Consider the following 26,357-nt stretch of genomic DNA (forward strand, 5'->3'; position numbering starts at 1 on the left):
ACAGCTGCGCGGGCACCGGCGAACCGGTGCCCGCGCGCGGATCAGAACTTGTAGGTCACGCCCGCCTGAAAGCTGCGGGGCTTTTCGGGGAGCACGATCGTGCTGCCGAACAGCTCGGTGAAGTTCGCGCGGAAGTAGGTCGCGTCGGTCGCATTCTTGACGACCAGGCGGAACAGCCAGTCGTCATGCGTATAGGACACGCCGAGATCGACCAGCGTGTACGCTGGAAGCTTGACCACGCGCGACTGGCCCGAGAAGACCGAGTCGACATGGACGATGCTGCCGCTGAGCGCGAAGCCATTGTCGAACGCATAGGTCGCGGTGCCCGAGACGAGATTGGTCGGGATGCCCTGGCGGCGTGACGCTTCCTTGTCGGGGATCAGCACCAGCCCGCCTGGCTGCCCGCCGAGGAACAGCGTCGGATCGGTCACGTTGACGAGGTCCTCGATCCCGAAGAAGCTGAACGTCGACCCGGCATCGAGGAACGTCAGGTTGTACACCTTGGTCCGCGTATAGGCCGCGGTGAGCAACAGATGCTTGTCGACCGACCAGCGTGCCTCGGCCTCGACCCCCTGCGTCTCGACCGACTGGTTGACGGTCGAGGACTGGATGTTCCGGTCGACGCGTTCCTGCTTGTAGACCGACAGCGCGGCGTACAGCTTGCCGTTGAGCCACTGGCCCTTGATCCCGCCTTCGAACAATTTGGATGCGGTCAGGAAAGTGCCGCCCGCCGCATCCGCCGCCGCAACTTCGGAGCCTTGCCCCGCGATGATCGTCGTCTGGCGCGAGATCGTGCCGTAGGGGATCAGCCCGAACGGCAGCTTGTACGAGACGCTCGCATTGTACGACCAGCCACCCTTGCTGCCCGACCCCGAGGGCAGCACGCCCGCGGGCGAAACCAGCGTTTCGATCCGGTTGGTCGACGACACGTCGACCTGGTCGTACCGGCCCCCCAGGATCACATCCAGCCCGAACGCGAAATCGGCATCGATCAGGCCCGCAAAACCGTAATCGGTATAATGGCCCTTCATGTTGTTCGCATATTCGCAGTTGCACTCGTTCGAGAGCAACCGGTCCGACAGCGCGTCATAGCCCTTGGTCAGATCGACCCGGTGGAAATATTCGAAGTTGAAATCATCGCCGTGATCGAACTTGGTATAGCGGATCGACGGCGACAGCTGCACCGCGAGGGTCGCGTAATCGGTCTTGAACGTCTTGGCGGCGACGATCTTGTCCTCGATCGCGTAGGAATCGTGGAATTGTGAAAAGCCGTAGGCGTTGTTGTTGCGGTTGTCGGTGCTGTCGTAGAAGAACTGGTTCTTGATCTCCAGGCTGTTGCCGCCATCCCAGATGATGTCGAAATAGCCGGTCGTCTGCTTGTTGCGCAGGAAATCATTGGGGCCGGTCAGCACGTTCTTGCGGCTGAGCGTCGCGGTGCCGGTGTTGGTCAGCGCGAGATAGTTGTTGAGCGCGGGATTGCCGTTCGCAGCCTTCAGGTTGTTGAAGCACGCGTTGGTGATCGACGCGGCGAGCACGTTGCCGCCGCACGAAAAGCCGCCGAACGGCGAAAAGGTGCCGACACTGGTGAATTCGCCCGGGGAGATCTGCCCGTCGCCATTGGTGTCGAGCGGCTTCGCGCTGCCCGTGATGTACGTGCCGTTGTCGACCAGATCCTGCGTCAGGCGGTTCCAGCCGCCGTTCTGCTGGCCGTCGTATTTCTGGTACATGCCGCCGAACTCGACCCGAAGGCTGTCGGTGATCTGATCGTCGAAGGCCGCCTGCAGCACGACGTTGCGCGTCGACATGTTGCGGTAATAGCTGCCCGAATCCTCGATCTCGCCATATAGGCTGTAACCGAATTCGGTCCCCCCCACCCGGAGTGGCCCGCGCAGCTCGGCCTTGATGACATTATAGTCCCAGCTGCCGCCGGTGTAGCTGACCTGGCCCTCGGCATGATCGAGCAACGCGCCGCCTTTCACGCGCGCGGATTTGGGCACGAAGTTCATGTAGCCGCCGGTCTTGGACGGCCCGTAAATCGGCGAGGCCGGCCCGCGCACGATGTCGATCCGCGCAGAGGCGGCGATCGGCGTGGGGTAGTTGCCGGGGTTGTCGAGCCGGCGGACGCCGCGGAAATAGACTTCGCCCGGTGTGCCGCGAATATCGAGCGCACCACCGACCCCGAAGAACGAGTTGGTGAACGTGCCCGGCGCCTGCGCGACGAGATCGTAGATGTCGGTGACGCCGAAGCGTTCGATCTGTTCGCTGCTGATCGTCGATGCCGAGCGCGGGGTTTCGACCAGCGTCTTGTTGAACCCAAAGATCGAGCCGACGTCCTTGTTGGGCAGCGCGTTAAGGCTGCCGGTGACGACGATGTCCTGCCCGGTGTCGGTGCCGTCGGGCTCGGCAACGGCGGTCTGCGCGATCGCTGGCGTGCCGAGCGCAGCGCAACACAGGATCGTGGCCCCGAGCAGCGCGCGGCGCGTCCGCCGGCTCCGCGTAACGACGGGTGTGGCGATATTATCCAAGCTCAAATCCGTCATAACGTTGACCCCCTTGATGATGCTCCAGCCGAACGATCCCCCCTCGGCTGACGAAACTTTATTGCGATCCGCTGGTCTTTGCCGCGGTAATGCTGCGCTGCACAAACTAAAACGACAATGTTTGTTCTGTAAACTGGTAATCCTGCCCATCGTAGAAATGGATGTAGCTGGTGTGGCAATAACGAGACGCAACGGAGCGTCTTGTGCAAAGGTATGTATGTCCGAAAGCAGCAAGAACTACGCAAGGCGAGCCTGGAAATCCCAGCGAGATACCCGCTGAGATGCTTACTATTGGCAGCGCCGAAACCTGTTTGTTTGGTTTTCTGACGCTACTGCTTGCGCGATAATTTGCTACACGATGGGTAATCGCTTGACGTGCAGTGAGCAAATGCAATGAATTCGACGGACCGTTGCAAAAGTTAGAGTGGTATGCCCGCCTTTTCCCGTTTCTTGCGCTACTTCATCGCCGTCGGACGGCTCGGGTCGATCCGCAAGGCCGCGGACGAGCTCAACGTCTCCGCCTCGGCGATCGATCGGCAGATCCTCAACGTCGAGGCCGACATCGGCATGCCGCTGTTCGAGCGGCTGCCGACCGGGCTGCGGCTGACCGCCGCGGGCGAGATCATGATGGCGGCGGGGGGGCGGTGGCAGAAGAACATGGCCGACGTCCGCGCGCAGATCGAGGATCTGCAGGGATTGAAGCGCGGGCATGTCGACATCGCGATCATCGACGCGCTGGCCAAGGGCTATATCCCCGGCATGATCCAGTCGATCCAGAGCCGCTATCCCGGCATTTCGATCGGCGTGAAGGTGTTGGAGAACGATGCGGTGCGGCTCACGATCGCGAGCGGCAAGGTCGACTTCGGGATCTTCTTCGAACCGCAGACCTTCCGCGACATCACGGTGCGTGCGTTCGTCGATGTCGTGCTCGGGTTCGTCACGCCTGCGGGCCATCCGTTCGGCGCGCGGCGCGAGGCGCGGTTCTCGGCGTGCGTCGGATCGGCGCTGATCGTGCCCGCCGAACCGCTTGCGGTGTGCCAGCAGATCGCGGTGCTGGAAGGGACGCTCGGCGTGGCGCTCGACAAGAAGGTGACGTCCGACAATATCCAGATGATCACCTCGCTCGTGCTGCAAGGCGTCGGGATCGGAATCCTGACGTCGCTCGACATCATCACCGAGATCCAGCGCGGGCTGTTGTCCTTCACGCGAATCTCGGACCCGATCCTGCGCCCGATGACGCTTGCGCTGTGCACCGCATCCGCGCGGACGCCGTCGCATGCCGCGGGGCTGGTGCTGACCGAGATCGAGCACGGCTTTGCGCAACTGAGCTATCCCGCCGCGATCACGCCCACCGCGGGGCTTGCCGTCCCGGAGGCGGAGACATGATCCGCCGTTCCGGTTGCCCAATGCGGTCGGACCGGATACCCCGCCTTTTCCCCGCCGCCGCCCACCGGGCCGCCACATGGATCGCCGCGCTATGAGCACCGCCGCCAACCCCGAACTCTATCACATCCCGCACGATACGTTCGTCGCCGATACACAGGCGGTCGCACAGGCGGTACGGGAGGGCGGATGGATGCCCGATTTCGTCATCGGCATCGGTCGCGGCGGCCTTGTCCCCGCGGTCTATCTGTCGCACGCGCTCAACGTCCACATGCTGTCGATCGACCATTCGTCCAAGGTGCCGGGCTTCGCTGACGAATTGCTCGGCAAGGTGGCGGCGAAAAGCGCTGACGGGGTGCGGTTGCTGTTCGTCGACGATATCAACGACAGCGGCGGGACGATCGCGGATATCCGGCGTCTGTTGGTCGAGAATGGCTGCGACACCGGCAAGGTGCGTTTCGCGGTGTTGCTCGACAACATCCGCTCGAAAGTACAGGTCGATTACCGCGCCGAGCGGATCGACCGTACCGACGACAAGCGCTGGTTCGTCTTCCCGTGGGAAGCGGTCGGGATGGACGAGACGATCGTCGAGGAATCCCTGTCGGTGCCCGAACGCTTCGCCTGATCGGCGCGGCGCGCACCGGTCGGCCGGTTGGCGATCAGCCGCAGTATCAGTGCCTCCAGCCGTGCCGGGTCGATCCGGCGGACAACCTCGGCGGACTGCTCGCCGAGGCCAGGCTGATAGCCCGGGCGCCACGACAGCTGGTCGCCATAGCCCGCCCCGAACTGCGTGTCGTAATCGACGAACAGCGTCTCGCGCTCGGTCACGAGGCTCGGATCGAGCCACACCCCGGCGGCGATTTCGTCCCATAACGGAAAGCCCGGTTCGATCGTCGCGATGAATGCGGCGAGCGCGGGGGTTGCGGCGCGCTTGAGCCGGTCGAGCAGATCCTGCGTGAGTTCGGTCGCGGCGGATGGGTCGACCGGAACCACCGTGATCTTGCGCCACGGGCTGCGCGACATGATGCTCGCGGCCTCGGGGTCGAAGCGGATGTTGAATTCGCGGCGCGGGGTGTTGACGAACTCGCGTGCGAATTGCGCAGACGAAACCGTGTCGAGCATCTGCCGCGGATTGAAGCTGCCGCCCATATAGACCAGCTCCTTGGCCAGTCCCGCGAAGCTCGGATCGAGCCGCTGCGCGAGCGCGAGGTTGGTCATCGGCCCGGTCGCCATAATCGTGATCTGCCCGGGATAGCGATGCACCATCCGGATCAGGAAGTTGGCGGCGATCTCGGGTGAGGCTTTGGTATGCGGGTTGCCGTCGGGCAAATCGACCGGATCGTCGGGGCCATGATAGGGCGGGGTGCTTTGCTGGGTCGGCTCGACCCATTGCTTCATCCACGCGCCCTTCCACGTCAGCTTGCCGTAGAGCGCTTCCCAGCGTTCGGTCTGGCGCTCGCTATTGACCAGCGGATAGGTCGCCCCTGCCGCGACGGGCACGTCCTCGCGCTCCAGAATCTCGAGACCGCGCAGCGCCTGTGCAGTCGCGCGGTTGACCCAGACGTTGCCCGACACCGTCGTCAGCCCGAGCACTTCGACGTCGGGTGCCTGAAGCAGCATCACGTGCATCAACGCGAAGCCTTCGTCGTCGATGATGATCTTGCGCCGCTCCGGCGGTGCCGCTGTCGCCGCCGACGCGGTCAGCGCGACGATTCCCATCAGGATTGCGAGGAACCGCCGCGCGCCGCTCACGCGTGCGCCGCGACGTAGCGGTCGAGTCGGTCGAGATTGGCGGCAACCGCAGTGTCGGGGAGAAACGAGCCGGTGAAGCTGTTGCGCGCCAGCGTGACGAGTGCGGCGCGATCGAGCCCGCGCCCGGCAGTGACCGCGCGGTAATTGTCGCCGATATAGCCGCCGAAATAAGCGGGATCGTCCGAATTGATCGTAGCGCGCAACCCCAAAGCGAGCATCCGGTCGAGCGGATGCTCCGCCAGATCGCCGACCACGCACAGCTTGAGGTTGGACAGCGGGCACACCGTCAACGTCATCGCGTCGCGCGCGAGCCGGGCGACCAGCGTCTCATCCTCGAGCGCACGATTACCGTGGTCGATCCGGTCGACCTTTAGCGTGTCGAGCGCCTGCCAGACATAGTCGGGCGGGCCTTCTTCGCCGGCGTGCGCGACCAGCTTCAGTCCCTTGGCCGCCGCGGCGGCGAACACGCGCGCGAACTTTTCCGGGGGATGGCCGAGTTCGGACGAATCGAGCCCGACCGCGGCGATCCGGTCGAGCCACGGCTCGGCTGCGGCGAGCGTCTCGAACGCGGCGTCTTCGCTCAGGTGGCGCAGGAAGCTGAGGATCAGCGCGCTGGTCAGCCCATGACGCTCCTCTGCCGCCGCCATCGCGGACAACAGCCCTTCGATCACCACGCCGAACGGCACGCCGCGATCGGTATGTGTCTGCGGATCGAACATAATTTCGGCATGGACCACCCCGTCCGCAGCCGCGCGGTCGAAATAGGCGGTGGCGAGATCGTGGAAGTCGGCTTGCGTCCGCAACACGTCCGCGCCGGCATAATAGATGTCGAGGAAATCCTGCAGATTTCCGAAGGCATAGGCCGCGCGGACTTCGTCGACCGAGGCATAGGGGATGGCGACCCCGTTGCGCTGCGCGAAGGCGAACATCTGTTCGGGCTCGAGGCTGCCCTCGATGTGCAGGTGGAGTTCGGCCTTGGGCAAGCCGGCGATGAAGGAGTCGAGATCGGTCATGCGCATAATCTAGGGATGCTGCGTCGCACCATCAAACGCAATGAACACGACGGGGTCATGCAATTTTCGCACGAGCACGCGCGGGCGTCATGCCGCAGCGTCCCGGTCCCACACGCAGTCTCCCATCACATAGGTGCGCCGGATCGCGCGATCGTCGCCGAGGATCTGCAACGCGAACAGGTGCTCGGCCAGCGTCGCGCCCTGCGTCCGCCGCGTAAGCAGCGGCGTGGCGGCGGGATCGAGCACGACGAAATCGGCTTCCTGCCCGGGTTCGAGGCTGCCGACGCGGTCGCCGATATGGAGCAGGTCCGCGCTTCCCGCGGTGGCGAGATACAGCGCACGGAACGGATTGAGCGGATCGCCCCGCGCGAGTGCCGCCTGATAGGCGAGTCCCGCGGTCGACAGCATCGAGAAGGACGTCCCCGCGCCGACATCGGTGCCGAGACCAAGCCGGAGCGCATGGCGATCGGCCTGTCCGAAATCGAAGAAGCCCGACCCGAGGAACAGGTTGGAGCTCGGGCAGACCGCGACCCCCGCGCCGCTGTCGTGCAACCGCGCGCACGCACGATCGGACAGATGCACGCCGTGCGCGAAGACCGAGCGCGAGCCAACCAGCCCGAACCGGTCATAGACGTCGAGATAGTCCGCCGCGTCGGGAAAGCGCGCGGCGACGGCAGCGCATTCGCCTAGGTTCTCGGCAAGATGCGTGTGGAGCAATACCCCCGGATGCGCCGCAAGCAGCGCGCCGGTGTCGTGCAACTGTGCATCGGAAGACGTGAGCGCGAACCGCGGTGTCACCGCATAACCGAGCCGTCCATGGCCGTGCCAGCGGCGGATCAGCGCCGCGCTATCGGCGCGCCCCGTGTCCACGGTATCGGCAAGCCCCGCCGGCCCCTGGTCCATCAGCACCTTGCCGGCGATGATCCGCATGTTGCGCAGCGCCGCCGCCTCGAACAGCGCATCGACCGACTGCGGATGCACCGTCGCAAACACCAGCGCGCTGGTCGTGCCGTTGCGGAGCAGCTCGCTAAGGAACGCCGCCGCGACGCCGTCCGCATGGGCACGGTCGGCGAACGCCATTTCGGCGGGGAAGATATGCCGGTCGAGCCAGTCGAGCAGTTGCGCGCCGTGCGAGGCGATCCGGTCCATTTGCGGATAATGGATATGCGCGTCGACGAAGCCCGGGACGATCAGGCCGGGCAACGGCTCGATCGTGAGCCCGGGGAAGCGCGGTGCGACATCGGCGTGGTCGCCGTGCGCGACGACGATGCCGTCCTCGACCACCAGCAGTCCGTCCGCTTCGTGCCGGATCGCCTGCGGATGCTCACGCGGATCGTGCGGGACCGACAGCAGCGCGCCGCGAAAGCCGAGGAGCGTCATGCCGTTTCTCGCAACTGGAGCAATTGCGCGAGCGCCGCGATCGCGATGACGTCGGGTTCCTTGCCCGTCACCCCGGCGATCCCGATCGGCGAAATGAGTCGTGCGAGCGCTTCCGCCCCGATCCCGTCGTCGGCTAGCCGCGCGCGGAAGCGTGCCTTCTTGGTCGCCGATCCGATCAGCCCCACGAACGCGACCCGTTCGCGCGCAAGCGCCGCGCGGGTGAGCCGGTAATCGAGCGCATGGTCGTGCGTAAGGATCAGCATCGCGGCATCGTCGGGCGCCTCGGCGACGCATTGCTCGATCGCGCCCTCGGGCACGACCGCAACCCCGTCGATCGAGTCGAACACCGGGCGTGTGTCGAACCACGCGAGCCGGAACGGGAGCGGCGCACCATGCCGCGCGATCGCCTGGCCGACATGCCCGGCCCCGAACAGATAGAGCGGCCGGCGATAGTGACCGATCGTCTCGATCAGGTCGGTCCCCGCGCGGGGCCGGTCGCCGCGCGCGGACAGCGCCACCGGCAGCGCGGCTGCGCTGACGTGGCGTTCGATCCGGTCGGGCAGCAGCGTCGAGACGAGTACGCACCGTTCCCCCGCGTCCGCGACCCACGCCAGCCGCGCGGGATCGACATGCTCGATCAGCAGCCGCACCCGCCCGCCACAACATTGCCCGAGCAACGGTCCGAGCGGATAATCCTGGATCCGCCAGCCGCCGGGGGGCAGCGCCAGCAGCGCGCGCGCCTGCTCGATCGCGCGAAATTCGAGCTGCCCGCCGCCGATCGTCCCGCTCAGGCCATCCGCGGTCACGAGCATCCGCGTCCCCGCCCCGCGCGGCGCGGAGCCTTCGGTGGCGAGCACCGACACCAATGCGGCGGGGTCGCAGCGGTCAATGTCGCGCAACCAGCCGAGCCACGCGGTCATGCCGGCCCAGCCGCCACATGGCCCGCGATCGCGCGCAGGATCGCCTCGGGCGTGGCGGGGGCGTCGAGCGGCGGCAGCGTCCGTCGATCGGGCGCGGTCGCGGCGACCGCCGCAGTCAGCGCGGAAAACACCGAGATCGCGAGCATGAACGGCGGCTCGCCGACCGCTTTCGATCGATGGATCGTCGGTTCGACATTCTCGCCGTCCCACAGGTCGATCGCGAAACGGCGCGGGCGGTCCGACGCGGTCGGGATCTTGTAGGTCGCCGGCGAATGGGTGAGCAGCCGTCCGGCGTCGTCGAACACCAGCTCCTCGGTCGTCAGCCAGCCCTGGCCCTGCAGGAAACCGCCCTCGATCTGCCCGAGATCGATCGCGGGATTGAGCGAGCGCCCGACGTCGTGGAGGATGTCGACCGCCAGCACCTTATGCTCGCCGGTCAGCGTGTCGATCGCGACCTCCGCCACCGCCGCGCCATAAGCGAAGTAATAGAAGGGCCGCCCGTGATGCGCGGCGCGATCATAAGCGATGTCGGGGGTGGCGTAATAACCGGTCGCTGCGAGCGAGATCCGCCCGATATGCGCCTTGCGGCACGCCTGGCCGAAGCTGATCCGCTTGCCGCCCGCGACGACGCCGTCAGGCGTGAACGCGACCGCCGCCGCGGCGCAGCCGCAGCTCCGCGCAAGAAAGGCGGTGAGCCGGTCACGGATCGTCATCGCGGCATGGTACGCCGCCATGCCGTTGAGATCGGCCCCCGACGACGCCGCGGTCGCGGAGGTATTGGGCACCTTGTCGGTCCGCGTCGCGGTGATCCGCACTTGCGACAGCGGCACCGCGAACACGTCCGCGACGATCTGCGCGACCTTGACGTAGAGGCCCTGGCCCATCTCGGTCCCGCCGTGATTGATCTGGATGCTGCCATCGGCATAGACGAGCACCAGCGCGCCCGCCTGGTTGAGATGCGTGCTGGTGAAGCTGATCCCGAACTTGACGGGCGTCAGCGCGATCCCCTTCTTGAGCACGGTGTTCGCCGCGTTGAACGCATCGACCGCAGCGCGCCGCATATCGTAGCGCGCCGTCTGCCGCAGCCGGGCGACGATGTCGGGCGCGATATTGTCCGCGACGGTCATGCCGTAGGGCGTGACGTCGCGCCCCGGACCGTAAAGGTTGGCGATCCGCACATCGAGCGGATCACGACCCAGCGCGCGCGCGACCGCATCGAGCACGCGCTCGATCGCGATCATCCCCTGCGGCCCGCCGAAACCGCGGAACGCCGTCGCCGAGACGGTGTGCGTCTTGAGCCGTTCGGACACGATCTCGACCGCGGGCAGCCAGTAGCAATTGTCGGCATGGAACATCGCGCGGTCGTTGATCGCGGGGGAGAGATCGACCGTCGCGCCACACCGCGACGCGAGCCGCAACTGCAGCGCGAGGATATGCCCCTCGGCGTCGAATCCGACGTCGTAATCGATCCGGAAATCGTGCCGCTTGCCGGTCATCGCCATGTCGTCGTCGCGGTCGCAGCAGAATTTGGCGGGACGCCCGGTCTTGGCCGCGACCAGCGCGGCGGCGGCGGCGAACAACGCGGCCTGCGTCTCCTTGCCGCCGAACGCGCCGCCCATCCGGCGCACCTCGACCGTGACATCGGCCGAGCTGAGCCCGAGCATATGTGCGACGAGATGCTGGACTTCGCTTGGATGCTGGGTCGAGCTCAGCAGATGGATCTGGCCGTCCTCGCCCGGCGTCGCGACCGCGACTTGCCCCTCAAGGTAGAAATGATCCTGCCCGCCGAGATCGAACCCGCCCGACAGCGTATGCGGCGCGGTCGCCAGCGCCGCCGCCGCATCGCCGCGCGCCATCCGCTGGGTCGGCTCGATCAGCGACTCCGCCGCGCGGGCATCCGTGATCGTCAGCAGGGCGGGGCGCGGTTCGTAATCGATCCGTCCGAGCCGGGCAGCCTTGCGCGCCGCGGTGCGGCTGGTTGCGGCGACGAGGAATACAGCCTGCCCGACGCACAGCACTTCGCCGTCTGCGAGCAGCCGGTCGTCATGCGCGACCGGGCTGACATCGTTCGCGCCGGGAATGTCGGCGGCGGTGTACACCGCGACGACGCCGGGCGCGGCGCGCACTGCCGACAGGTCGATGGCAGAGATCGCGGCATGCGCCTGGGTGCTTTGCCCGAAGGCGAGGTGGAGCATCCCCGGCGGCTCGGTCCCGTCGTCGGCATAGCTCGCCGCCCCGCTGACATGCAGTCGCGCGCTGTCGTGCGGCGGGGCGCGCGTGTCGCGGGTTGGCGCGCGGACTGGCTGGGCAAGGTCGCGCTCAGCCATCGATCGTCTCCAGATCGAGCACCGAGACGGTCTCCCCCTGCGCCTTGTGCCACAATCGGCGGAGCAGATTGCCCGCCGCCTCCAGGCGATACGCGCTCGACCCGCGGACGTCGTCGAGCGGGGTGAAGTCGCTGCGCAGCGCATCCGCCGCGCGCTCGATCGTCGCGCGCGTGAAGTCCGCGCCCGTCAGTACGGCCGCGCATGCCGCCGCGCGCTTCGGCGTCGCGGCCATGCCGCCGAAGGCGACGCGCGCCGCCGTGATGCGCCCCTCGCGGATCGTCAGCCTGAACGCGCCGCACACCGCCGAAATGTCGCTGTCGAAGCGGCGGGTGAGCTTCGAGATATGCACGAGATCATCGGGGCCGGGGCGTGGAAGCCACAGGCTTTCGACGAACTCGCCCGGCCGCAAATCCTGCTCGCGATAAGCGATGAAATAGTCTTCGAGCGCGATCGTGCGGCGGCCCGCCTTGCTGCGCAGCGTCAGTTCTGCGCCCAGCGCGATGAACGCCGGGGGACCGTCGCCGATCGGCGAGCCATTGGCGATGTTGCCGCCGATCGTCGCGGCGTTGCGCACCTGCAATCCGGCAAAGCGCCGTGTCAGTTCGCCCAGATCGGGGTGGAGCCGCGCGAACGCCGCATGTGCCTCGGCATAGCGCACCGCCGCGCCGAGCCGGATGCCGTCCGTGTCCTCGTCGATCTGGCGCAAGGCGGGGATGTCGCCGATGAAGATCGGGTTGCTGATCTCGCGCAACTGCTTGGTCACCCACAGGCCGACATCCGTCGCGCCTGCGACGAGGCATGCGTCGGGATGCTCGGCGAGCAGATCCGCCAGCGCTTCGGGCGTGCGCGGGGCGTCGGCGCGCGCGTCGCCGAGCGCGTAGAGCTGCGCCAGCAACGCGGCATCGTCGCGTGTCACCGGTTCGGCTGCGTCGCCCGCAGCGAGGATCGGGCCGTAGCCGGTGCAGCGACACAGATTGCCCGACAGAACGTCCGCGACGGGCAGTGTCGATCCCGCCGCGCCGATGCAGCGCGCATAGAGCGACATGACGAACCCCGGCGTGCAGAAGCCGCATTGCGCGCTGCCGTTTTCGGCCATGCACGTCTGGATCGGCGTCAGCGCACCGTCTGCGTCGGCGAGGCTTTCGACCGTCAGCAACGCCTTGCCGTCGAGCATCGGCAGGAACTGGATGCAGGCGTTCACCGCGCGCCAGGAAAGCGCCGTCCCCGCCGCATCGGGTTCGCCGACCAGCACGGTGCACGCCCCGCAATCGCCCTCGGCACAGCCTTGCTTGGTGCCCGTCCGGCGCGCGGTGTAGCGCAGGTGATCGAGCAGCGTCGCGGTCGGGTCGACGCCCGTCAGCGCGACGGTTTCGCCGTCGAGAAGGAAGCGCACGTCCATCTCAGCTTCCCCGATAGGTCGAATAGCCGAACGGCGAGACGAGCAGGGGAACATGATAATGGCCGTCGTCGGCGATGCCGAAGTCGATCGCCACCACGTCGAGAAACGGCGGATCGGGCAGGGCGACACCCGCCGCACGGAAATAGGCGGCGACCGCGAAGACGAGGCGATAGCGGCCGGTCGCAAGCGTCGGCAACGTCGCGCAACGGCCATCAGCGTTGGTGATGCCCTCGAATAGCGTTGCACCATCGCCCGTGGTCAGCCGCACCGCGATCCCGCCTGCGGGGCGGCCGTGCGTCGTGTCGAGCACATGCGTCGAAAGGCTGGTCATGCGGCTGCCGCTGTCTGTGGGGTGGGGACGGGGAGCGGCCATGCGCCGACAAACTCCGCCTCGTCATACGCAAGCAGGTCGGCGATCAGCGCAGCGCGATCGTCGAGAAAGAGCTGATCTGAAATCCCGCGCACCAGCCGTGGCAACGCCGCCTGCAACCCCGACAGCGCCGATGCCGACAGGCCGAGGCTGATCAGCGCGCCGTAATGGAACGCGAACAGCCCGTGCATCCGCGCCGCATCGCCCTCGGTGCGCGGGAGAAGCTCGAACCCCGGCCCGAGATAGGGGTGCGCGTCGATCAGCGCGTTGGCGCTGCCCTCAGGCGGCGTAAAGCGATCCCCCCAGCGTGCCACTGCGTCCGCCACCAGCCGCAATTCGGGGCGCAGTGCGGGATCGCTGACGAGCCCGGTCGACAGGACGAGGAAGTCGAAGTCATGGCCGCCCTGCGGCGTCGTCACGCGCGCGCCATCTGCCGTCGCGGCGACCGAGAGCCACGGTGCGCCGAGGTGGAGCGTGAACCCCGGCCATGCCGCGGCGCGCGCGAACGTGTCGTTGGTGGGCGGCTGGTTGTGGCCGAGGAACGCCGCCATCACCGCATATTTCTCGCCGTCCGACAGCGCCGGATAGCGCCCGGTGAAGCCGACGCGTTCCATGAAGCGGATCGGGTTGATCCGCGGGAGCACGCTGCGCCGGATGAAGACGTGCGCTTCGGCGACCCCCGCCTGCAACGCGCAATTGGCGTTGTCGAACGCCGAAGCGCCGCCGCCGAGGATGCTGATCCGCTTGCCCGCGAGCGCGGCATAGTCGATCGCGGCGCTGGTATGGGCGTACAGCGTCGGCGGCAGCGCATCCTTGATCATCGCGGGCACATGCCATTCGCCGCCGCCCTGGATCCCCGTCGCGAGCACGACCTTGCGCGCGAGCAGCGCCGGCTGTCCGTCGAGATGCAGCCGGTGGATACCGTCCGCGAACGGTTCGATCAGCGTCAGCCGCGTGTCGTTGCGCACGGGCAGCGCGAGCACGCGGCGATACCAGCGCAGATACGCCATCCAGTCGCCGCGCGCGATCTTGTCGACCGCCTCCCAGCCCGCGCGGCCATGCTGCGCCTCCCAGAAGGCGCGGTAGCTGAGCGCGGGGATGCCGAAGTCGATCGGGTTGAGATGCTTGGGTGTGCGCAGCGTGATCATCCGCGCATAGGTTTCCCACGGGCCCTCGAAGCCCGCCGGGTTTTCGTCGATCACCAGGATGTTCGAGACGCGCTCGCGCAACAGCCCGAACGCCGCCGCCAATCCGCTTTGCCCGCCGCCGACGATCACGACGTCATGGACATGCGTGCCCTCCACGCTGCGTGGCCGGGTCCAGTCCGCCCCGCCGTGGCCGATCAGCATCAAATGCCGCCGCAGTTCCGCCTCGAGCGCGGGCAGGCCGATTGCGTCGCTCATCGCATGTCCTCCAGTCGCAGTCTGACGATCTCGCCGATTTCGCCAAGCGCGGTCGCGATCTCGCTGTCGCGGTCGTGCGCGAGGCGGCGTTCCATCGCGGCGAGGATCCCGGCCTTGTCGGTCCGCCGCACGCAGATGATGAAAGGGAAGTCGAACCGCGCCGTGTACGCCGCGTTGAGCGCGTGGAAGTGCGCATAGTCTTCGGGCGTCAGCCGATCGAGCCCGGCGGATGCCTGTTCCGCTGCCGATGCATCGGTCAGCGTGCGGTCGATCGCCGCCTTGCCCGCGAGTTCGGGATGCGCGCGGATCAGCGCGAGCTGTTCGTCGCGCGTCGCAGCGGCGACCACCGCGATCAGATCGGCATGGCGATCGCCCGACGAGGGGTTCGCATCGGCGCGTTGCTCGACCCACGGGCTATGCTCGAACAGCGCGCTCAATGACTGTCCCCTTCGAGGCTGACATGCGCCGAAACGACCTTCCAGCCATCGGCGAACTTGACCCAGGCCTGGCTCTGGCGTCCGCGCCGGTCGCTCCCCGCGCGGAAGAATTCGGCGTCGGCGGTGGCGAACCCCGCGGCATAGACGGTGATCGCAACGCGCCCGAGGCTGCGCTGCGGCGATCCGCCGCGGCCTTTGCGGAAGGCGCGGATCGCGTCGATGCCGTAGAGGACTTCGCCGACGCCGTAGCGGTTGGTCGTCGGCGCGGCGTGGAACAGCGCGTCCATCGCGGCGACGTCGTCGGCCATCAATGCGCGCTCATAGGCGTGGAACGCTTGCGTCATTTCCGCGAGCAGCACCGGATCGTCGATCGGGATATCGGTCATGCCGGGTGAACCTCCCGCCAGTGGCGCGCGATGTCGATGCGCCGCGCGATCCACGCGTCGCCAGAAGCGAGCACGTGATCGACGAAGCACGCGAGCGCGCGCGCCCGCGCCGGGCGACCCGCGATCCGCCCGTGCAGGCCGATCGACAGCATACGCCCGCCTTCCTCGCGCAGCTGGTCGAAGTTGTCGCGCAGGTAGCGGAAGAACTGATCGCCCTCGGTAAAGCCGTTAAGCGCAACCATCTTCATGTCGTTGGCGTCGAGCGTATAGGGCACGATCAGCTGCGCGTGGCCGAAGCGACGGTCCCAATAAGGCAGGTCGTCGGCATAGCTGTCGGCATCGTACAGGAACCCGCCCTCCTCGGCGACGAGCCGCACGGTGTTGGGCGAGGTCCGCCCCTGATACCAGCCGAGCGGGCGGCTCCCGGTGAGCCGCTTGTGAAGCGCGATCGCCTCGGCGATATGCGCGCGTTCGGTCGCTTCGGGGACGGTCTGGTAATCGATCCAGCGCAGCCCGTGGCTGGCGATCTCCCACCCGGCATCCTGCATCGCGGCGACGACCGCGGGGTTGGCCTCCATCGCCTTCGCGACCGCGAACGCCGTCACGGGGACGCCGCGCGCCACGAACAGCCGGTGGAGCCGCCAGAACCCTGCGCGCGCGCCATATTCATAGAGGCTTTCCATCGCCATCGCGCGATCCGGATGGCTGCCTGCGCCGACCATCTCGGACAGGAAGGCTTCGGACCCGGCATCGCCGTTGAGCACCGAATTCTCGGCACCTTCCTCGTAATTGACGACGAACTGCACCGCGACGCGCGCGCCGCCGGGCCAGCGCGGATCGGGCGGGGTGGCGCCATAGCCGATCAGGTCGCGCGGCGGCGTCATGCGTCCCACGCGGCGATCGCCGCCTCGACCGCGGTCCCCGCGGGGAGCACGACCCCCTCGCGGCGCAGGCACGCCTCGAGCGCGCCGAGCGTGATCAGCACCTTATGCTTCATCGCGTTATAGCCCATCGCGCCGAGCCGCCAGATCCGCCCCTGCAACGGGCCGAACGCGGTGCCGATCTCGATCTCGAACTGGTCGCGCATCGCGGTGCGGACACGCTCGCCATCGACGCCGTCGGGGATGTACACGCCGGTGACGTTGGTCATGCGGTGCGCATCGTCGCCGAACACGCGCAAGCCCATCGCGCGCAGCCCCGCGGTCATCGCGCGACCCGCGGCGGCATGGCGGGCAAAGCGTGGCTCGAGCCCTTCGCCCAGCGCCACGCGCGCGCATTCACGCGCCGCATAGAGCATCGAGGTCGCCTCGGTATGGTGGTTGAGCCGCTTCTCCGACCAATAATCCATGATCATCGCGAGATCGAAATAGTTCGACCCGATCCGCGGCCCCGCGCCATCGGCGATGTCGGCGCGGCGGATACCCTGTTCGACATGGCGGCGCGCAGCGATATGCGCAGCGGCGGCGTCGGACAGCGTGATCGGTGCAGAGCCGGAAGGGCCGCCCAAGCATTTCTGCAGGCCGCCCGTCACCACGTCGATCCCCCAGCGGTCGGTCGCGATCTCCATCCCGCCGAGCGTCGCGGTCGCATCGACATAGGACAGCGCCCCCGCAGCGCGGCACAGCGCCCCGAAACCTTCGAGCGGCTGCGCCATCGTTGTCGAGGTGTCTCCGTGGACGGTCGCGACGACCTTGGGCGCGAAGGCTTCGATCGCGGCGGCGATCGCGTCGAGCGGCACGGTCTCACCCCATGGTGCATCGACCGTCTCGACCACCGCGCCGATCCGCGCGAGGATTTCGGTCAGCAACAGCCCGAACCGCCCGAAATTGACCACCAGCACGCGGTCGCCCGGCACCACCAAAGACACCAGCGACGCCTCGATCGCGGCGCGTGCGGTGCCGTCGATCAGCATCGTCCACGGGTTGTTTGTGCCGAACACCGGGCGGTACAGCGCCATCACCTGGTTCATGTAGCCGGTCATTTCCGGGTCGAACTGCCCGAGCAGATCCGCCGACATCGCGCGCAGCACACGCGGATGCGCGTTGACCGGGCCGGGCCCCATCAGCAACCGCTGCGGCGGATCGATCTCGCCGAACAGGTCGATCCCGTACTCATTCGGCATGCGCCGCTCCCAGTCGTTCGATGAAGCCGAGCATGACGCGCAAGGCGATCTCCGCATCGGCGGGGTCGACATGCTCGGCCGGATTATGGCTGATCCCGCCCTTGCAGCGGACGAACAGCATCGCGGTCGGGCACAAAGCGGCCATCACCATCGCATCATGCCCCGCCCCCGATACGAGCCTGCGCACCGGCTGCCCCGCCGCGACCGTCGCCGAGTCGAGCAGGTCCATCAGCACGGGATCGCATGGACTGGCGGGGAGGTCGTGGATTCGCTCGATCGCAAAATCGAGACCGCGAACGTCAGCAATGGCGTGAATCCGCTCCAGCATCACTTCCGCCGCCGTATCGCGCCGGACGGCGTTGCCTGCGCGCACGTCGAGCGTGAAGCGCACGTGCCCGGCGATGACATTGGCAGCACCCGGCAGCGCCTCGATCGTGCCGACCGTGGCGACCAGATCCGACGCAGCGGCGCGCGCGATCGCCTCGACCGCAAGCACCATCTCCGCCGCGCCCGCCAGCGCATCGCGCCGGAGCGGCATCGCGCACGTCCCCGCATGCCCCCCCTTCCCGATCACCTCGACCCGGTAGCGCAGTTGTGCGGCAATCCCGGTCACCGTCCCGACCGCAAGCCCCTCGGCCTCAAGCACCGGTCCCTGCTCGATATGCGCCTCGAGATAGGCGAGCGTCGTGCCCGCGGGGCGTCTCGCCAGATCGAACGCCGCAATACCGAGCGCGGATCGGTCATCGACGTCGAACGTCAGGCCCGCGCGCAGCGAAGCATAGTCAGCATTGAAAAGGCGAAGCGCCGAGGCAAGCGGAACGCCGTCGGCATCGCCGATGGCCAGCAAGTCCGCCTCCAGCGTGCCGGCGACCGCTCGGCTGGTGAGCATCGCCGCCGGAAATCGCGAGCCTTCCTCGTCGCCGAAACCATAGACTTCGATAGGAAACGGCAAGCGGCGGCCTTGTGCGTTCAGCGCTGCGACGCATTCGATCGCGAGCATCACGCCGAGCGGGCCGTCGTAGCATCCGCCGTTACGGACGCTGTCGAGATGGCTGCCGATCACCAAAGCGGGTGCGTCAGCGTCAGTGCCGGGATAGCGGCCGACCAGATTGGCGGCGTGATCGAGCGCAACGGTCATTCCGGCCTCGACCATCCATCGGCCCACCTGATCGACGGTGGCGCGATGTGCCGGCGTCAGATAGCCGCGATACAGCCCCTCCGCCGTGTCGCTATAGGGCGCGACGCCGAGCATATCGCACCGCGCCACCGCGCGCGCGCCGCCGGGGAGGGGGGCGCTCACCATGCCGCCACCTGGCCGTCGCTGCGCGGATCGGTCGCGCCTTCGAGCAGGCCGTCGCCCGAGCGGACGATCGCGCCGGCATGGCCCATCATCGCGCTGGGCGGGCCGATCCGTTCGACGTCGTGCCCCGCGGCGGCGAGTGCTGTGTAAAGTTCGGGCGCGAAGCCGTCCTCGATCTTGAGCGTCGTGCTCGCCTCGCCCCAGGTCCGTCCGAGCAGCCAGCGCGGCGCGCTGATCGCGTCCTGCAACCCCGTGCCGGAGCGCGCATAGCGCGTGAACAGCGCCGCCTGCGTCTGCGGCTGGCCCTCGCCACCCATCGTCCCGTACGCCATCACGCGCCCGTCATCGAAGCGCGCGAGGGCAGGGTTGAGCGTGTGGAACGGCTTGCGGCCGGGACTGAGCGCATTCCATCCGTCGCTCGCGAGCAGGAACGAACTGCCGCGATTCTGCCAGGTTACGCCGGTCTGCGGCAGCACCAGTCCCGATCCGAACTCGAAATAGGTCGACTGGATCGCGCTGACCACACGACCGTCCGCATCCGCCGCGCCGAACCAGCACGTATCGCCCAACGTCGAAGGGCGTGGCCACGGCAGCGCGGTGGCAGGGTCGATCTGCGCCGCCAGCCGGTCGAGCGCAGAGGGATCGTCGAGCAGGCCCTGCACGTCGAAATCATGGAACGCCGGATCGCCGATATGCCGGTCGCGCAGCAGGAACGCCTGTTTGGTCGCCTCGACCAGTCCGTGGACATGATCGAAATCCTCCCCGCGCGCGACCTTCAGCCGGTCGAACAGCGCAAGGATCAGCAGCGAGGCGAAGCCCTGCGTCGGGGGGGCGCTGTTATAGAGATCAGCGTCGGTGATGCGGGTGTGGAGCGGCGTGGGGCGGGTCGCTTCGTGCGCGGCGAGATCCGCCGCCGAAACCGGGCTGCCGAGCGTGGCCAGATCCTCGGCGAGCAACGCCCCAAGCGCGCCGCGATAGAAACCCTCCGCTCCATCCCGCGCCAGCATCCGCAACGTGGCGGCAAGCGCAGGCTGGTACAGCCGCTCGCCTTCGCGCAACGGCCGTCCCGCGGGTTCGAAAATCGCGGCATAGGCACCGGGCTGCCCGCGCAGTTCGGCACCCTTCGCCGCAGCAATAGCCGCCCCGCCGCGAGTCACCGCGACGCCATTGTCGGCATGGAAGATCGCGTCGCGCAGCAACCGATCGAGCGGCAACGATCCGCCGCCCTGATCGAGCACGGCGGCCCAGGCGGAGATCGTCCCCGCCACCGTATTCGCCGCGAGCGGCCCGCGCGTCGGCACGCCCGCATGGCCCGCATAGAGCGCCAGATTGGCATTTGCCGCCGCACAACCGCAACCATGCACCGCATCGACTCGCCCGTCGGGCTCGGCGACCAGCCAGAAACCGTCGCCGCCGATCCCGGTCATGTGCGGATAGGCCACCGCGAGCGTTGCCGCGACCGCAACGCTTGCCTCGACCGCAGTGCCGCCGTCCTGCAGCACCCCGAGGCCGGCTTGCGCGGCCAGGTGATGCGGCGCGGTCACCATGCCGCGATAGGAGCGGACGGTATGGCGCATCAGTCGGGCAACGCCGCGACGAAATGCCGCACGACATCCGCCGAATTGATCGAGGCGAGCGTCATGAAGGTCGTCATCTGGTTCGACCCGGCATCGCCGCCCGCCAGATCGGACAGGCTGCGGAACACGATCACCGGCACGCCATTGGCAAAGGCGACCTGCGTCACCGCGCCGCTTTCCATGTCGAGCACGCGCGCCTTCCACGCCCCGAACAGATAATCGCGGAAGGCGGCATTGTCGGCATAGACGCCCGCACTGACCCCCGTGCCACCGATCACGATCTTGGGCTGGTGTGCCAGGCATGCGGCAGGACGTGCCGCCGTCGCCGCGCCATCCTCGACGCAGCGGCGCAGCGTGATCGACCCCGCCACCTTGCGCGCGAGCGCGAGCAGCGCGGGATCGGCGGCGAGCAGATAATGCCGCTGCCACGCTTCCTTCGCATTGCCGACGCGGACGCCGCGCGGGAACATCATGTCCCACGCCGCGGGGGCTTCGGGGTCGATCGCCTCGGGCGGAATCCAGCCCTGCGGTCCCTTGCGGGCGAAGGAGACCTCGAGATACTGGCCCCATTGCTCGGGCACGATCACGTCGCCGATCGCGAGCGACGGGTCGACCCCGCCCGCGATCCCCGAGAACACGATCCGCTTGACGGTGAAGCGATCGAGCACGAGCTGTGTGTTCATCGCCGCATTGACCATGCTGACGCCGCTTTGCATCAGCAGCACGGGCTTGCCCGCCATCGTGCCGGTCACGAAGACGAGCCCGTTGATCTTCTGCTCGGCCGGGGAGTCGATCGAGCGGATCAACGCATTCCATTCGGGCAGGAAGGCGGTCATCACGACGGTGCGCGGCGTCGTGTCGCGGGTTTGCGCCGTCGCAGGCACGGACCCTGCGAACAGCAGCAAGAGGAAGAGGCGGCGGATCATGCGAGTCATGCGGCAGCACTCATCCAGAAGAAGCGAACGACGAAGAGCGCGGCGAGCAGCAGCAGGAACCAGTCCGCGGTCGTGATCCGTCCGCGCACCAGCTTGAGCACCGCGTGCGCGGTGATCCCGAAGGCAAGCCCGTTCGCGATCGAGAAGGTCAGCGGGATCATCGCGACCGTCAGGAAGGCGGGGATCGCGGAATAAGGATCCTCCCACGCGACTTCGGTAATCGGCAGCAGCATCAGCCCGCCGACGATGATCAGCGCGGGCGCGGTCGCCGCGAGCGGGACGATCTGCGCATAGGGGGCGACGAACATCGTGAGCAGGAACAACACCCCCGTCACCACCGCGGTCAGCCCGGTGCGCCCGCCCGCCTGCACGCCGGCAGCGCTCTCGACATAGGAGGTGACGGTGCTCGTCCCCGCCAGCGCGCCGACGATCGTCGCGACCGCATCGGTCATCAGGATGCGGTTGAGGCCGGGAATGCGCCCCGCGGCATCCATCAGCCCGGCGCGCTTGGTCACCGCGACCAGCGTGCCGATATTGTCGAACAGGTCGACGAACAGGAAGACGAACAGGATTTCGAGCAGCCCGAGCCCGTGCTTGCCGCCGACCCCGAAGACCCCGGCAAGATCGAGCTGGAACGCGGTCCCGGTCAGCGCGGTGAGGCTGTACGGCTCCGGGCTGACGACGACCAGCCCGGCGAACCAGCCGACCAGCGTCGTCGCGACGATCCCGATCAGCATCGCGCCGCGCACGTTCCATACGCTGAGCGCGCCGATCGCGAGCAGCCCGAACAGCGCGACCGCCGCGCCGGGGGCCTTGAGGTCGCCGAGCGCCACGAAGGTCGCGGGATTGGCGACGATGATGCCCGCGTTCTTCAGCCCGATGAAGCCGATGAACAGCCCGATCCCGCCCGCGACTGCCGCGAACAGATGCGCCGGGATCACCGCGACGATCATCTGGCGGACCCCCGTCAGCGTCAGGATCAGGAACGCCACGCCCGAAATCAGCACGCACCCCAGCGCGACCGGCCACGGCACGCCCATCTGCTGGACGACGGTGAAGCTGAAATAGGCGTTGAGCCCCATGCCGGGCGCAAGCGCGAGCGGGGTGTTGGCGACCATCCCCATCAGGATCGACCCGAACGCCGCCGCAAAGCACGTGGCCGCAGCAACCGCGGCGACGGGCATCCCCGCCTGGCCGAGGATCGCCGGGTTGACCAGCACGATATACGCCATCGTCAGGAAGGTGGTGAACCCCGCCAGCACCTCGGTCCGGGTCGACGTGCCGCGCTCGCTCAGGCGGAAATAGCGGTCGAGCCCGCTTGGGGCGGATACGCCGGTTCCGGGATCGATCGGTCTGGTCGTTTGCGTCATCGGCTGTCCCCCTGAAATGCTTCGCCGGGTGCGCAGACGCCGGTCAGTCCCCGTTCTTCCAGCATCTCGGCGAAACGGAACAGCATTCGTTCGCCCCCCGGTCGTCCGATTAGCTGCAACCCCAGCGGCAATTGCCCCGGCCGCCTGAGCGGGACCGCGAGCGCGGGCAGTCCGGCGAAGCTGATCGGCTGGCTATGCACCCCCAGATCGCGCCGCGCCGGGGTGCGTTCGCCATCGATGACGATCCACGGATCTGCGATCGTTGGTGCAACGCACGGGGTGGCGGGGGCGATCAAAATGTCATGCTCGGCGAACACGGAAGCGAGCGTGTCCTTGAACGCGGTGCGGAACGCTTGCGCCCGGTCGTACAAGCCATCCGGCAGCAACGCGCCCGCGAGCAACCGGTCGCGCGTCGCCGGGTCGAACCGCATAGCATCCCCGCGCGCGAACGCCGCGCGGTGGACGGCGCCCCCCTCAAAGGCGGTGATCAGGAACGCCGCCGAGCGCGCCCGCGCGACATCGCCCAGGTCGACCATCGGTGCATCGGGCGCGATCGTGTCGATCGCCGCCTGTTGCGCAGGATCGAGGTTCACTGCGAAGCGGCCGCCCAATCGGGCGACGCGAACCGGGTCGGTTCCGGTGTCAGATCGACCAGAACCGGCGCGCAACACGTCCCAAAGCAGCGCAAGATCGCGCGGCGATGTCGCAAACGGACCGATATCGTCGAAGCTTTTGGCGAACGGGAACACCCCCGCCATCGGCAACGCGTCATGCGTCGGCTTCAGGCCATAGATCCCCGTCAGGCTGGCGGGCACGCGGATCGACCCGTTGGTGTCCGATCCGAGCGTGAAGGGGAGCAGCCCCGCCGCAACGACTGCCGCCGATCCGCCCGACGATCCGCCTGCGATCCGTTTGAGATCATGTGGATTGCGCGTGGTGCCGTGAACCGCGTTGATCGTCGCAAAGCCGTAAGCGAACTCATCCATGTTGAGCGTCGCGACCAGCACCGCTCCCGCCGCGCCAAGCCGCTGAATCGCCACGGCATCCGTCGTCGCGGGCACGGCTCCGGCATAGAGCGCGGACCCAGCCGTCGTCGGCAAACCGGCCACGTCGAACAGATCCTTGACGCCATACGGTACCCCCGCGAGCGGCCCCGGATCGCGCCCCGCGGCAATCGCGGCATCGACCAGCGCCGCCTCCCGCCGTGCGCGCTCAGCGAGCACGCGCGTCACCGCGACCAGCCGGTTGCCGTCCGCCGCAAGCGCCGCAAGGCAACGATCGACGACCGCCGTCGCGGTGGTCCGCCGCGCGTGAACCGCGGCGGCGATCTCGGTCGCATGTTTCACCAGGCGACCCGTGGGGCATCGCCGAGCAAGCGCGCGGCGTGGTCGTCCAGCACCGCCAGTGTCTCGATGACGCCGGGAAGACATGCTTCGGGCACGGCAAACCCGCGCTGCGCCGCCGCGGTCGCGATCTCTGCGCGCGTGCGGGGCACCGCCGTGGGTGAGACCGATGTGCGCCGAGAGTATCGCCAGCCAAGCACGACCGCAGCGATGACAGCGGAACCGGCCAGCCACGACAGGACGCGATCGATTGAAGGGGGCGTTCTGGCGGCGGGCGGCATGGGGCCGTCATGGCGCGCTTTACCTGCACGATCCAACATAATGACCGGCATGGACCGTTGCAAAAAAGCGTGCACCCCGGAGGGGCCGCAGACCCGTATGCGTCGCCGGAACCGTGGCGCGACCCTTCGGTTCATCCTGCGGCGTCCCCGGCTGAACGGTCTGGGATACCGTTCCGTGGGCTTCGTCCCTAGGGAGACACGGATTGGCGGAGACGAATGCATGCGGTTTGTAGTGGGGATGATGGCGCTTGCGCTGCTGACGGCGGCGGCACCGGTCGAGCCACCGATGGTCCGCGTGCGGCTCGAAACGTCGGCGGGACCGATCGTGATCGCACTCGACACGCGCCACGCGCCGAAAACCGCAGCCAATTTTCTCGCCTATGTCGATGATCAGCGGCTCGACGGCACCGCTTTCTTCCGCGCGTCGCGGCGGCCGGGCAAGCCGGGACTGGGGTTCATCGAGGGCGGGATCGGCACCGATGCGCGCCGCCGGCTTGGCACCTTGCCGCTCGAACCGACCAGCAAGACCGGGTTGCGGCATGTCGACGGGGTGATTTCGATGGCGCGCTATGACGCGCTGGATTCAGGGACCGCCAACTTTTCGCTGATGTCGGGGCCTTTTCCGAACATGGACGCACGCCCCGGGTCGCCCGGCTATGCGGTGTTCGGCAAGGTCGTGACGGGGATGGACGTCGTCAAACGCATCCTCGCTATGCCGACGAGCCAGGGCGGCGAGGGCCCGATGAAGGGGGAGACGCTGCGCCGCCCGGTGTCGATCGTGCGGGCGGTCCGGCTGGACGGGACACCGCATCCGACCGGGCGGGTCAAGGTGTGGCAGCTGTTGCCACGGAAGTAACGGTCGCTCGCCCGCAACGTCTTCTTCCCCGGCGAAGGCCGGGGCCCAGGAGAGAAACGGCAGATTGCTGGCGGATGCGCTTCGTTACCTCCGGCAGCGCGACTGGGCCCCGGCCTTCGCCGGGGAAGAAGGTTTCTGCTTTAATCGCTATCGCTTCGCAGGCGGCTGCAGCAGATCCTTATACTGGCGCGGCTGCGAGCGGAGATACTGGTTGGGGGCAACCACCGTCCCGCCGAGCGCCGCCGCGGCACGCCACGGCCAGTGCGGTTCGTAGAGGATCGTGCGCGCGAGCGCGATCATGTCCGCGTCGCCCGTACCAACGATCGCTTCCGCCTGTTCGGGCTCGGTGATCAGCCCGACCGCGACGACCGGGATCCCGACCGCCCGCTTCACCGCGCGCGCGAGCGGCACCTGATAGCTCGGCCCGACCGGGATCTGCTGCCCGGCGTCGAGCCCGCCGCTCGACACATGGATCGCCGAACAGCCGCGCGCTTCGAGCGCCTGCGAGAAAGCAACGCTGTCCTCGACTCCCCAGCCGCCGTCGACCCAATCGGTCCCCGACAGCCGCATCGTGACCGGCTTGCCCGCGGGAAACGCCGACCGCACCGCATCGAACACCTCGAGCGGGAAGCGCATCCGGTTCTCGAGGCTGCCGCCATAATCGTCGTCGCGCCGGTTGGAGAGTGGCGAGAGGAACTGGTGCAGCAGATACCCGTGCGCGCCGTGAAGTTGAACAAGGTCAAGCTCGAGATCCGCCGCGCGCTTGGCAGAAGCTACGAAAGCATCGCGCACGCGCGCAAGCCCGTCGCGGTCCAGCGCCAGCGGCGGCGTATCGTCTATCCCGAACGCGAGCGCCGACGGCGCGACCGTCTGCCAGCTCTTGTCCGAACCCGGCGCAATGTGCGCACCACCGCGCCACGGCAGGTCGGTCGACGCCTTGCGCCCGGCATGCGCGAGCTGGATGCCGATTGGCATGTCCGAATGCCGCCGGATGCTGTCGAGCGTCTTGCCCATCGCCGCCTGCGTCGCATCGTCATACAGTCCGACATCAGCGTAAGTGATCCGCCCCTCGGGCACCACCGCCGCCGCCTCGATTGTCAGCAACCCCGCGCCCGACAGCGCAAGCTGACCGAGATGAATAAGGTGCCAATCGGTCATGCAGCCATCGACCGCGGAATATTGGCACATCGGCGCGATGACGATGCGGTTGGCGAGCGTCAGCCCGTCGATCGTCAACGGTTCGAAGAGGCGGGGACCGGGCAT

The 26,357-nt window shown here is 67.7% G+C and carries 22 protein-coding genes and 1 pseudogene; 3 read left to right on the plus strand and 20 right to left on the minus strand.

Translation table 11 applies throughout. The features are described from left to right. Nucleotides 1-41 precede the first annotated feature (41 nt). Nucleotides 42-2,453 carry a TonB-dependent siderophore receptor gene (locus ABIC17_RS02300; protein ID WP_502958403.1) on the minus strand — a complete coding sequence of 804 codons (2,412 nt, stop codon included), beginning with the start codon at nt 2,451-2,453 and terminating at the stop codon, nt 42-44. A 516-nt stretch (nt 2,454-2,969) separates the two neighbouring features. On the opposite strand from ABIC17_RS02300, the gene ABIC17_RS02305 reads away from it, so the two are divergent. Together ABIC17_RS02305 and ABIC17_RS02310 are read left to right on the plus strand one after the other, a co-directional pair. Next, entirely contained in the window at nt 2,970-3,926 is a 957-nt protein-coding gene (locus ABIC17_RS02305; protein ID WP_354279031.1) for a LysR family transcriptional regulator, read from the plus strand. A 91-nt stretch (nt 3,927-4,017) separates the two neighbouring features. Next, nucleotides 4,018-4,548 (plus strand): phosphoribosyltransferase, encoded by a 531-nt coding sequence (locus ABIC17_RS02310; RefSeq protein ID WP_354279032.1) that lies wholly within the window; start codon nt 4,018-4,020, stop codon nt 4,546-4,548. A gap of 26 nt (nt 4,549-4,574) precedes the next feature. On the opposite strand, the pseudogene ABIC17_RS02315 reads toward ABIC17_RS02310, so the two are convergent. From ABIC17_RS02315 to ABIC17_RS02400, 18 genes and pseudogenes are all read right to left on the minus strand, one after another. Continuing rightward, nucleotides 4,575-5,642 (minus strand): annotated as a pseudogene (locus tag ABIC17_RS02315) (nucleoside hydrolase); the annotation flags it as partial. 29 nt (nt 5,643-5,671) lie between these two features. Then, nucleotides 5,672-6,688: an adenosine deaminase gene (locus ABIC17_RS02320; RefSeq protein WP_354279033.1), complete on the minus strand. Its 1,017-nt coding sequence runs from the start codon at nt 6,686-6,688 to the stop codon at nt 5,672-5,674. An 87-nt stretch (nt 6,689-6,775) separates the two neighbouring features. Then, nucleotides 6,776-8,068, minus strand: a complete 1,293-nt coding sequence (gene guaD / locus ABIC17_RS02325; protein WP_354279034.1) for a guanine deaminase — start codon at nt 8,066-8,068, stop codon at nt 6,776-6,778. After that, nucleotides 8,065-8,988 carry a xanthine dehydrogenase accessory protein XdhC gene (xdhC, locus tag ABIC17_RS02330; RefSeq protein WP_354279035.1) on the minus strand — a complete coding sequence of 308 codons (924 nt, stop codon included), beginning with the start codon at nt 8,986-8,988 and terminating at the stop codon, nt 8,065-8,067. Before xdhC ends, guaD begins: the two co-directional genes overlap by 4 nt. After that, nucleotides 8,985-11,315 (minus strand): xanthine dehydrogenase molybdopterin binding subunit, encoded by a 2,331-nt coding sequence (gene xdhB, locus ABIC17_RS02335; protein WP_354279036.1) that lies wholly within the window; start codon nt 11,313-11,315, stop codon nt 8,985-8,987. The genes xdhC and xdhB overlap by 4 nt, the downstream gene beginning before the upstream one ends. After that, complete coding sequence (gene xdhA, locus ABIC17_RS02340) at nt 11,308-12,714, minus strand: xanthine dehydrogenase small subunit (RefSeq protein WP_354279037.1); 1,407 nt, start codon at nt 12,712-12,714, stop codon at nt 11,308-11,310. The genes xdhB and xdhA overlap by 8 nt, the downstream gene beginning before the upstream one ends. 1 nt (nt 12,715) lies before the next feature. Beyond that, entirely contained in the window at nt 12,716-13,045 is a 330-nt protein-coding gene (uraH, locus tag ABIC17_RS02345; protein WP_354279038.1) for a hydroxyisourate hydrolase, read from the minus strand. After that, nucleotides 13,042-14,487: an FAD/NAD(P)-binding protein gene (locus ABIC17_RS02350; RefSeq protein ID WP_354279040.1), complete on the minus strand. Its 1,446-nt coding sequence runs from the start codon at nt 14,485-14,487 to the stop codon at nt 13,042-13,044. Before ABIC17_RS02350 ends, uraH begins: the two co-directional genes overlap by 4 nt. Next, nucleotides 14,484-14,924 carry a 2-oxo-4-hydroxy-4-carboxy-5-ureidoimidazoline decarboxylase gene (uraD, locus tag ABIC17_RS02355; RefSeq protein ID WP_354279041.1) on the minus strand — a complete coding sequence of 147 codons (441 nt, stop codon included), beginning with the start codon at nt 14,922-14,924 and terminating at the stop codon, nt 14,484-14,486. The genes ABIC17_RS02350 and uraD overlap by 4 nt, the downstream gene beginning before the upstream one ends. Further along, nucleotides 14,921-15,301, minus strand: coding sequence for an oxalurate catabolism protein HpxZ (gene hpxZ, locus ABIC17_RS02360; protein ID WP_354279452.1), 381 nt, complete (start codon nt 15,299-15,301; stop codon nt 14,921-14,923). The genes uraD and hpxZ overlap by 4 nt, the downstream gene beginning before the upstream one ends. Nucleotides 15,302-15,306: 5 nt before the next feature. Beyond that, nucleotides 15,307-16,194: an allantoinase PuuE gene (puuE, locus tag ABIC17_RS02365; RefSeq protein ID WP_354279042.1), complete on the minus strand. Its 888-nt coding sequence runs from the start codon at nt 16,192-16,194 to the stop codon at nt 15,307-15,309. Continuing rightward, nucleotides 16,191-17,432: a pyridoxal-phosphate-dependent aminotransferase family protein gene (locus tag ABIC17_RS02370; RefSeq protein WP_354279043.1), complete on the minus strand. Its 1,242-nt coding sequence runs from the start codon at nt 17,430-17,432 to the stop codon at nt 16,191-16,193. Before ABIC17_RS02370 ends, puuE begins: the two co-directional genes overlap by 4 nt. After that, a complete protein-coding gene (locus tag ABIC17_RS02375; protein WP_354279044.1) occupies nt 17,422-18,735 on the minus strand; it encodes an allantoate amidohydrolase in 1,314 nt (437 codons plus the stop codon). Before ABIC17_RS02375 ends, ABIC17_RS02370 begins: the two co-directional genes overlap by 11 nt. Then, entirely contained in the window at nt 18,729-20,309 is a 1,581-nt protein-coding gene (locus ABIC17_RS02380) for a gamma-glutamyltransferase family protein (RefSeq protein ID WP_354279045.1), read from the minus strand. Before ABIC17_RS02380 ends, ABIC17_RS02375 begins: the two co-directional genes overlap by 7 nt. Continuing rightward, nucleotides 20,309-21,235, minus strand: coding sequence for a 5'-methylthioadenosine/S-adenosylhomocysteine nucleosidase family protein (locus ABIC17_RS02385; protein ID WP_354279046.1), 927 nt, complete (start codon nt 21,233-21,235; stop codon nt 20,309-20,311). Before ABIC17_RS02385 ends, ABIC17_RS02380 begins: the two co-directional genes overlap by 1 nt. Nucleotides 21,236-21,240: 5 nt before the next feature. Then, on the minus strand, nt 21,241-22,614 hold the full coding sequence (locus ABIC17_RS02390; RefSeq protein WP_354279047.1) for an NCS2 family permease: 1,374 nt from the start codon (nt 22,612-22,614) through the stop codon (nt 21,241-21,243). Beyond that, entirely contained in the window at nt 22,611-23,960 is a 1,350-nt protein-coding gene (locus ABIC17_RS02395; protein ID WP_354279048.1) for an AtzE family amidohydrolase, read from the minus strand. The genes ABIC17_RS02390 and ABIC17_RS02395 overlap by 4 nt, the downstream gene beginning before the upstream one ends. After that, entirely contained in the window at nt 23,957-24,109 is a 153-nt protein-coding gene (locus tag ABIC17_RS02400; protein ID WP_354279049.1) for a hypothetical protein, read from the minus strand. The genes ABIC17_RS02395 and ABIC17_RS02400 overlap by 4 nt, the downstream gene beginning before the upstream one ends. Before the next feature lie 370 nt (nt 24,110-24,479). On the opposite strand from ABIC17_RS02400, the gene ABIC17_RS02405 reads away from it, so the two are divergent. Beyond that, nucleotides 24,480-25,094: a peptidylprolyl isomerase gene (locus ABIC17_RS02405; RefSeq protein ID WP_502958404.1), complete on the plus strand. Its 615-nt coding sequence runs from the start codon at nt 24,480-24,482 to the stop codon at nt 25,092-25,094. Between the two features lie 147 nt (nt 25,095-25,241). Here ABIC17_RS02405 and ABIC17_RS02410 read toward each other — a convergent pair whose 3' ends face one another. Further along, nucleotides 25,242-26,357: an NADH:flavin oxidoreductase/NADH oxidase gene (locus ABIC17_RS02410; RefSeq protein WP_354279052.1), complete on the minus strand. Its 1,116-nt coding sequence runs from the start codon at nt 26,355-26,357 to the stop codon at nt 25,242-25,244.

The organism is Sphingomonas sp. PvP056, from assembly GCF_040549155.1.
Taxonomy (GTDB): Bacteria; Pseudomonadota; Alphaproteobacteria; order Sphingomonadales; family Sphingomonadaceae; genus Sphingomonas.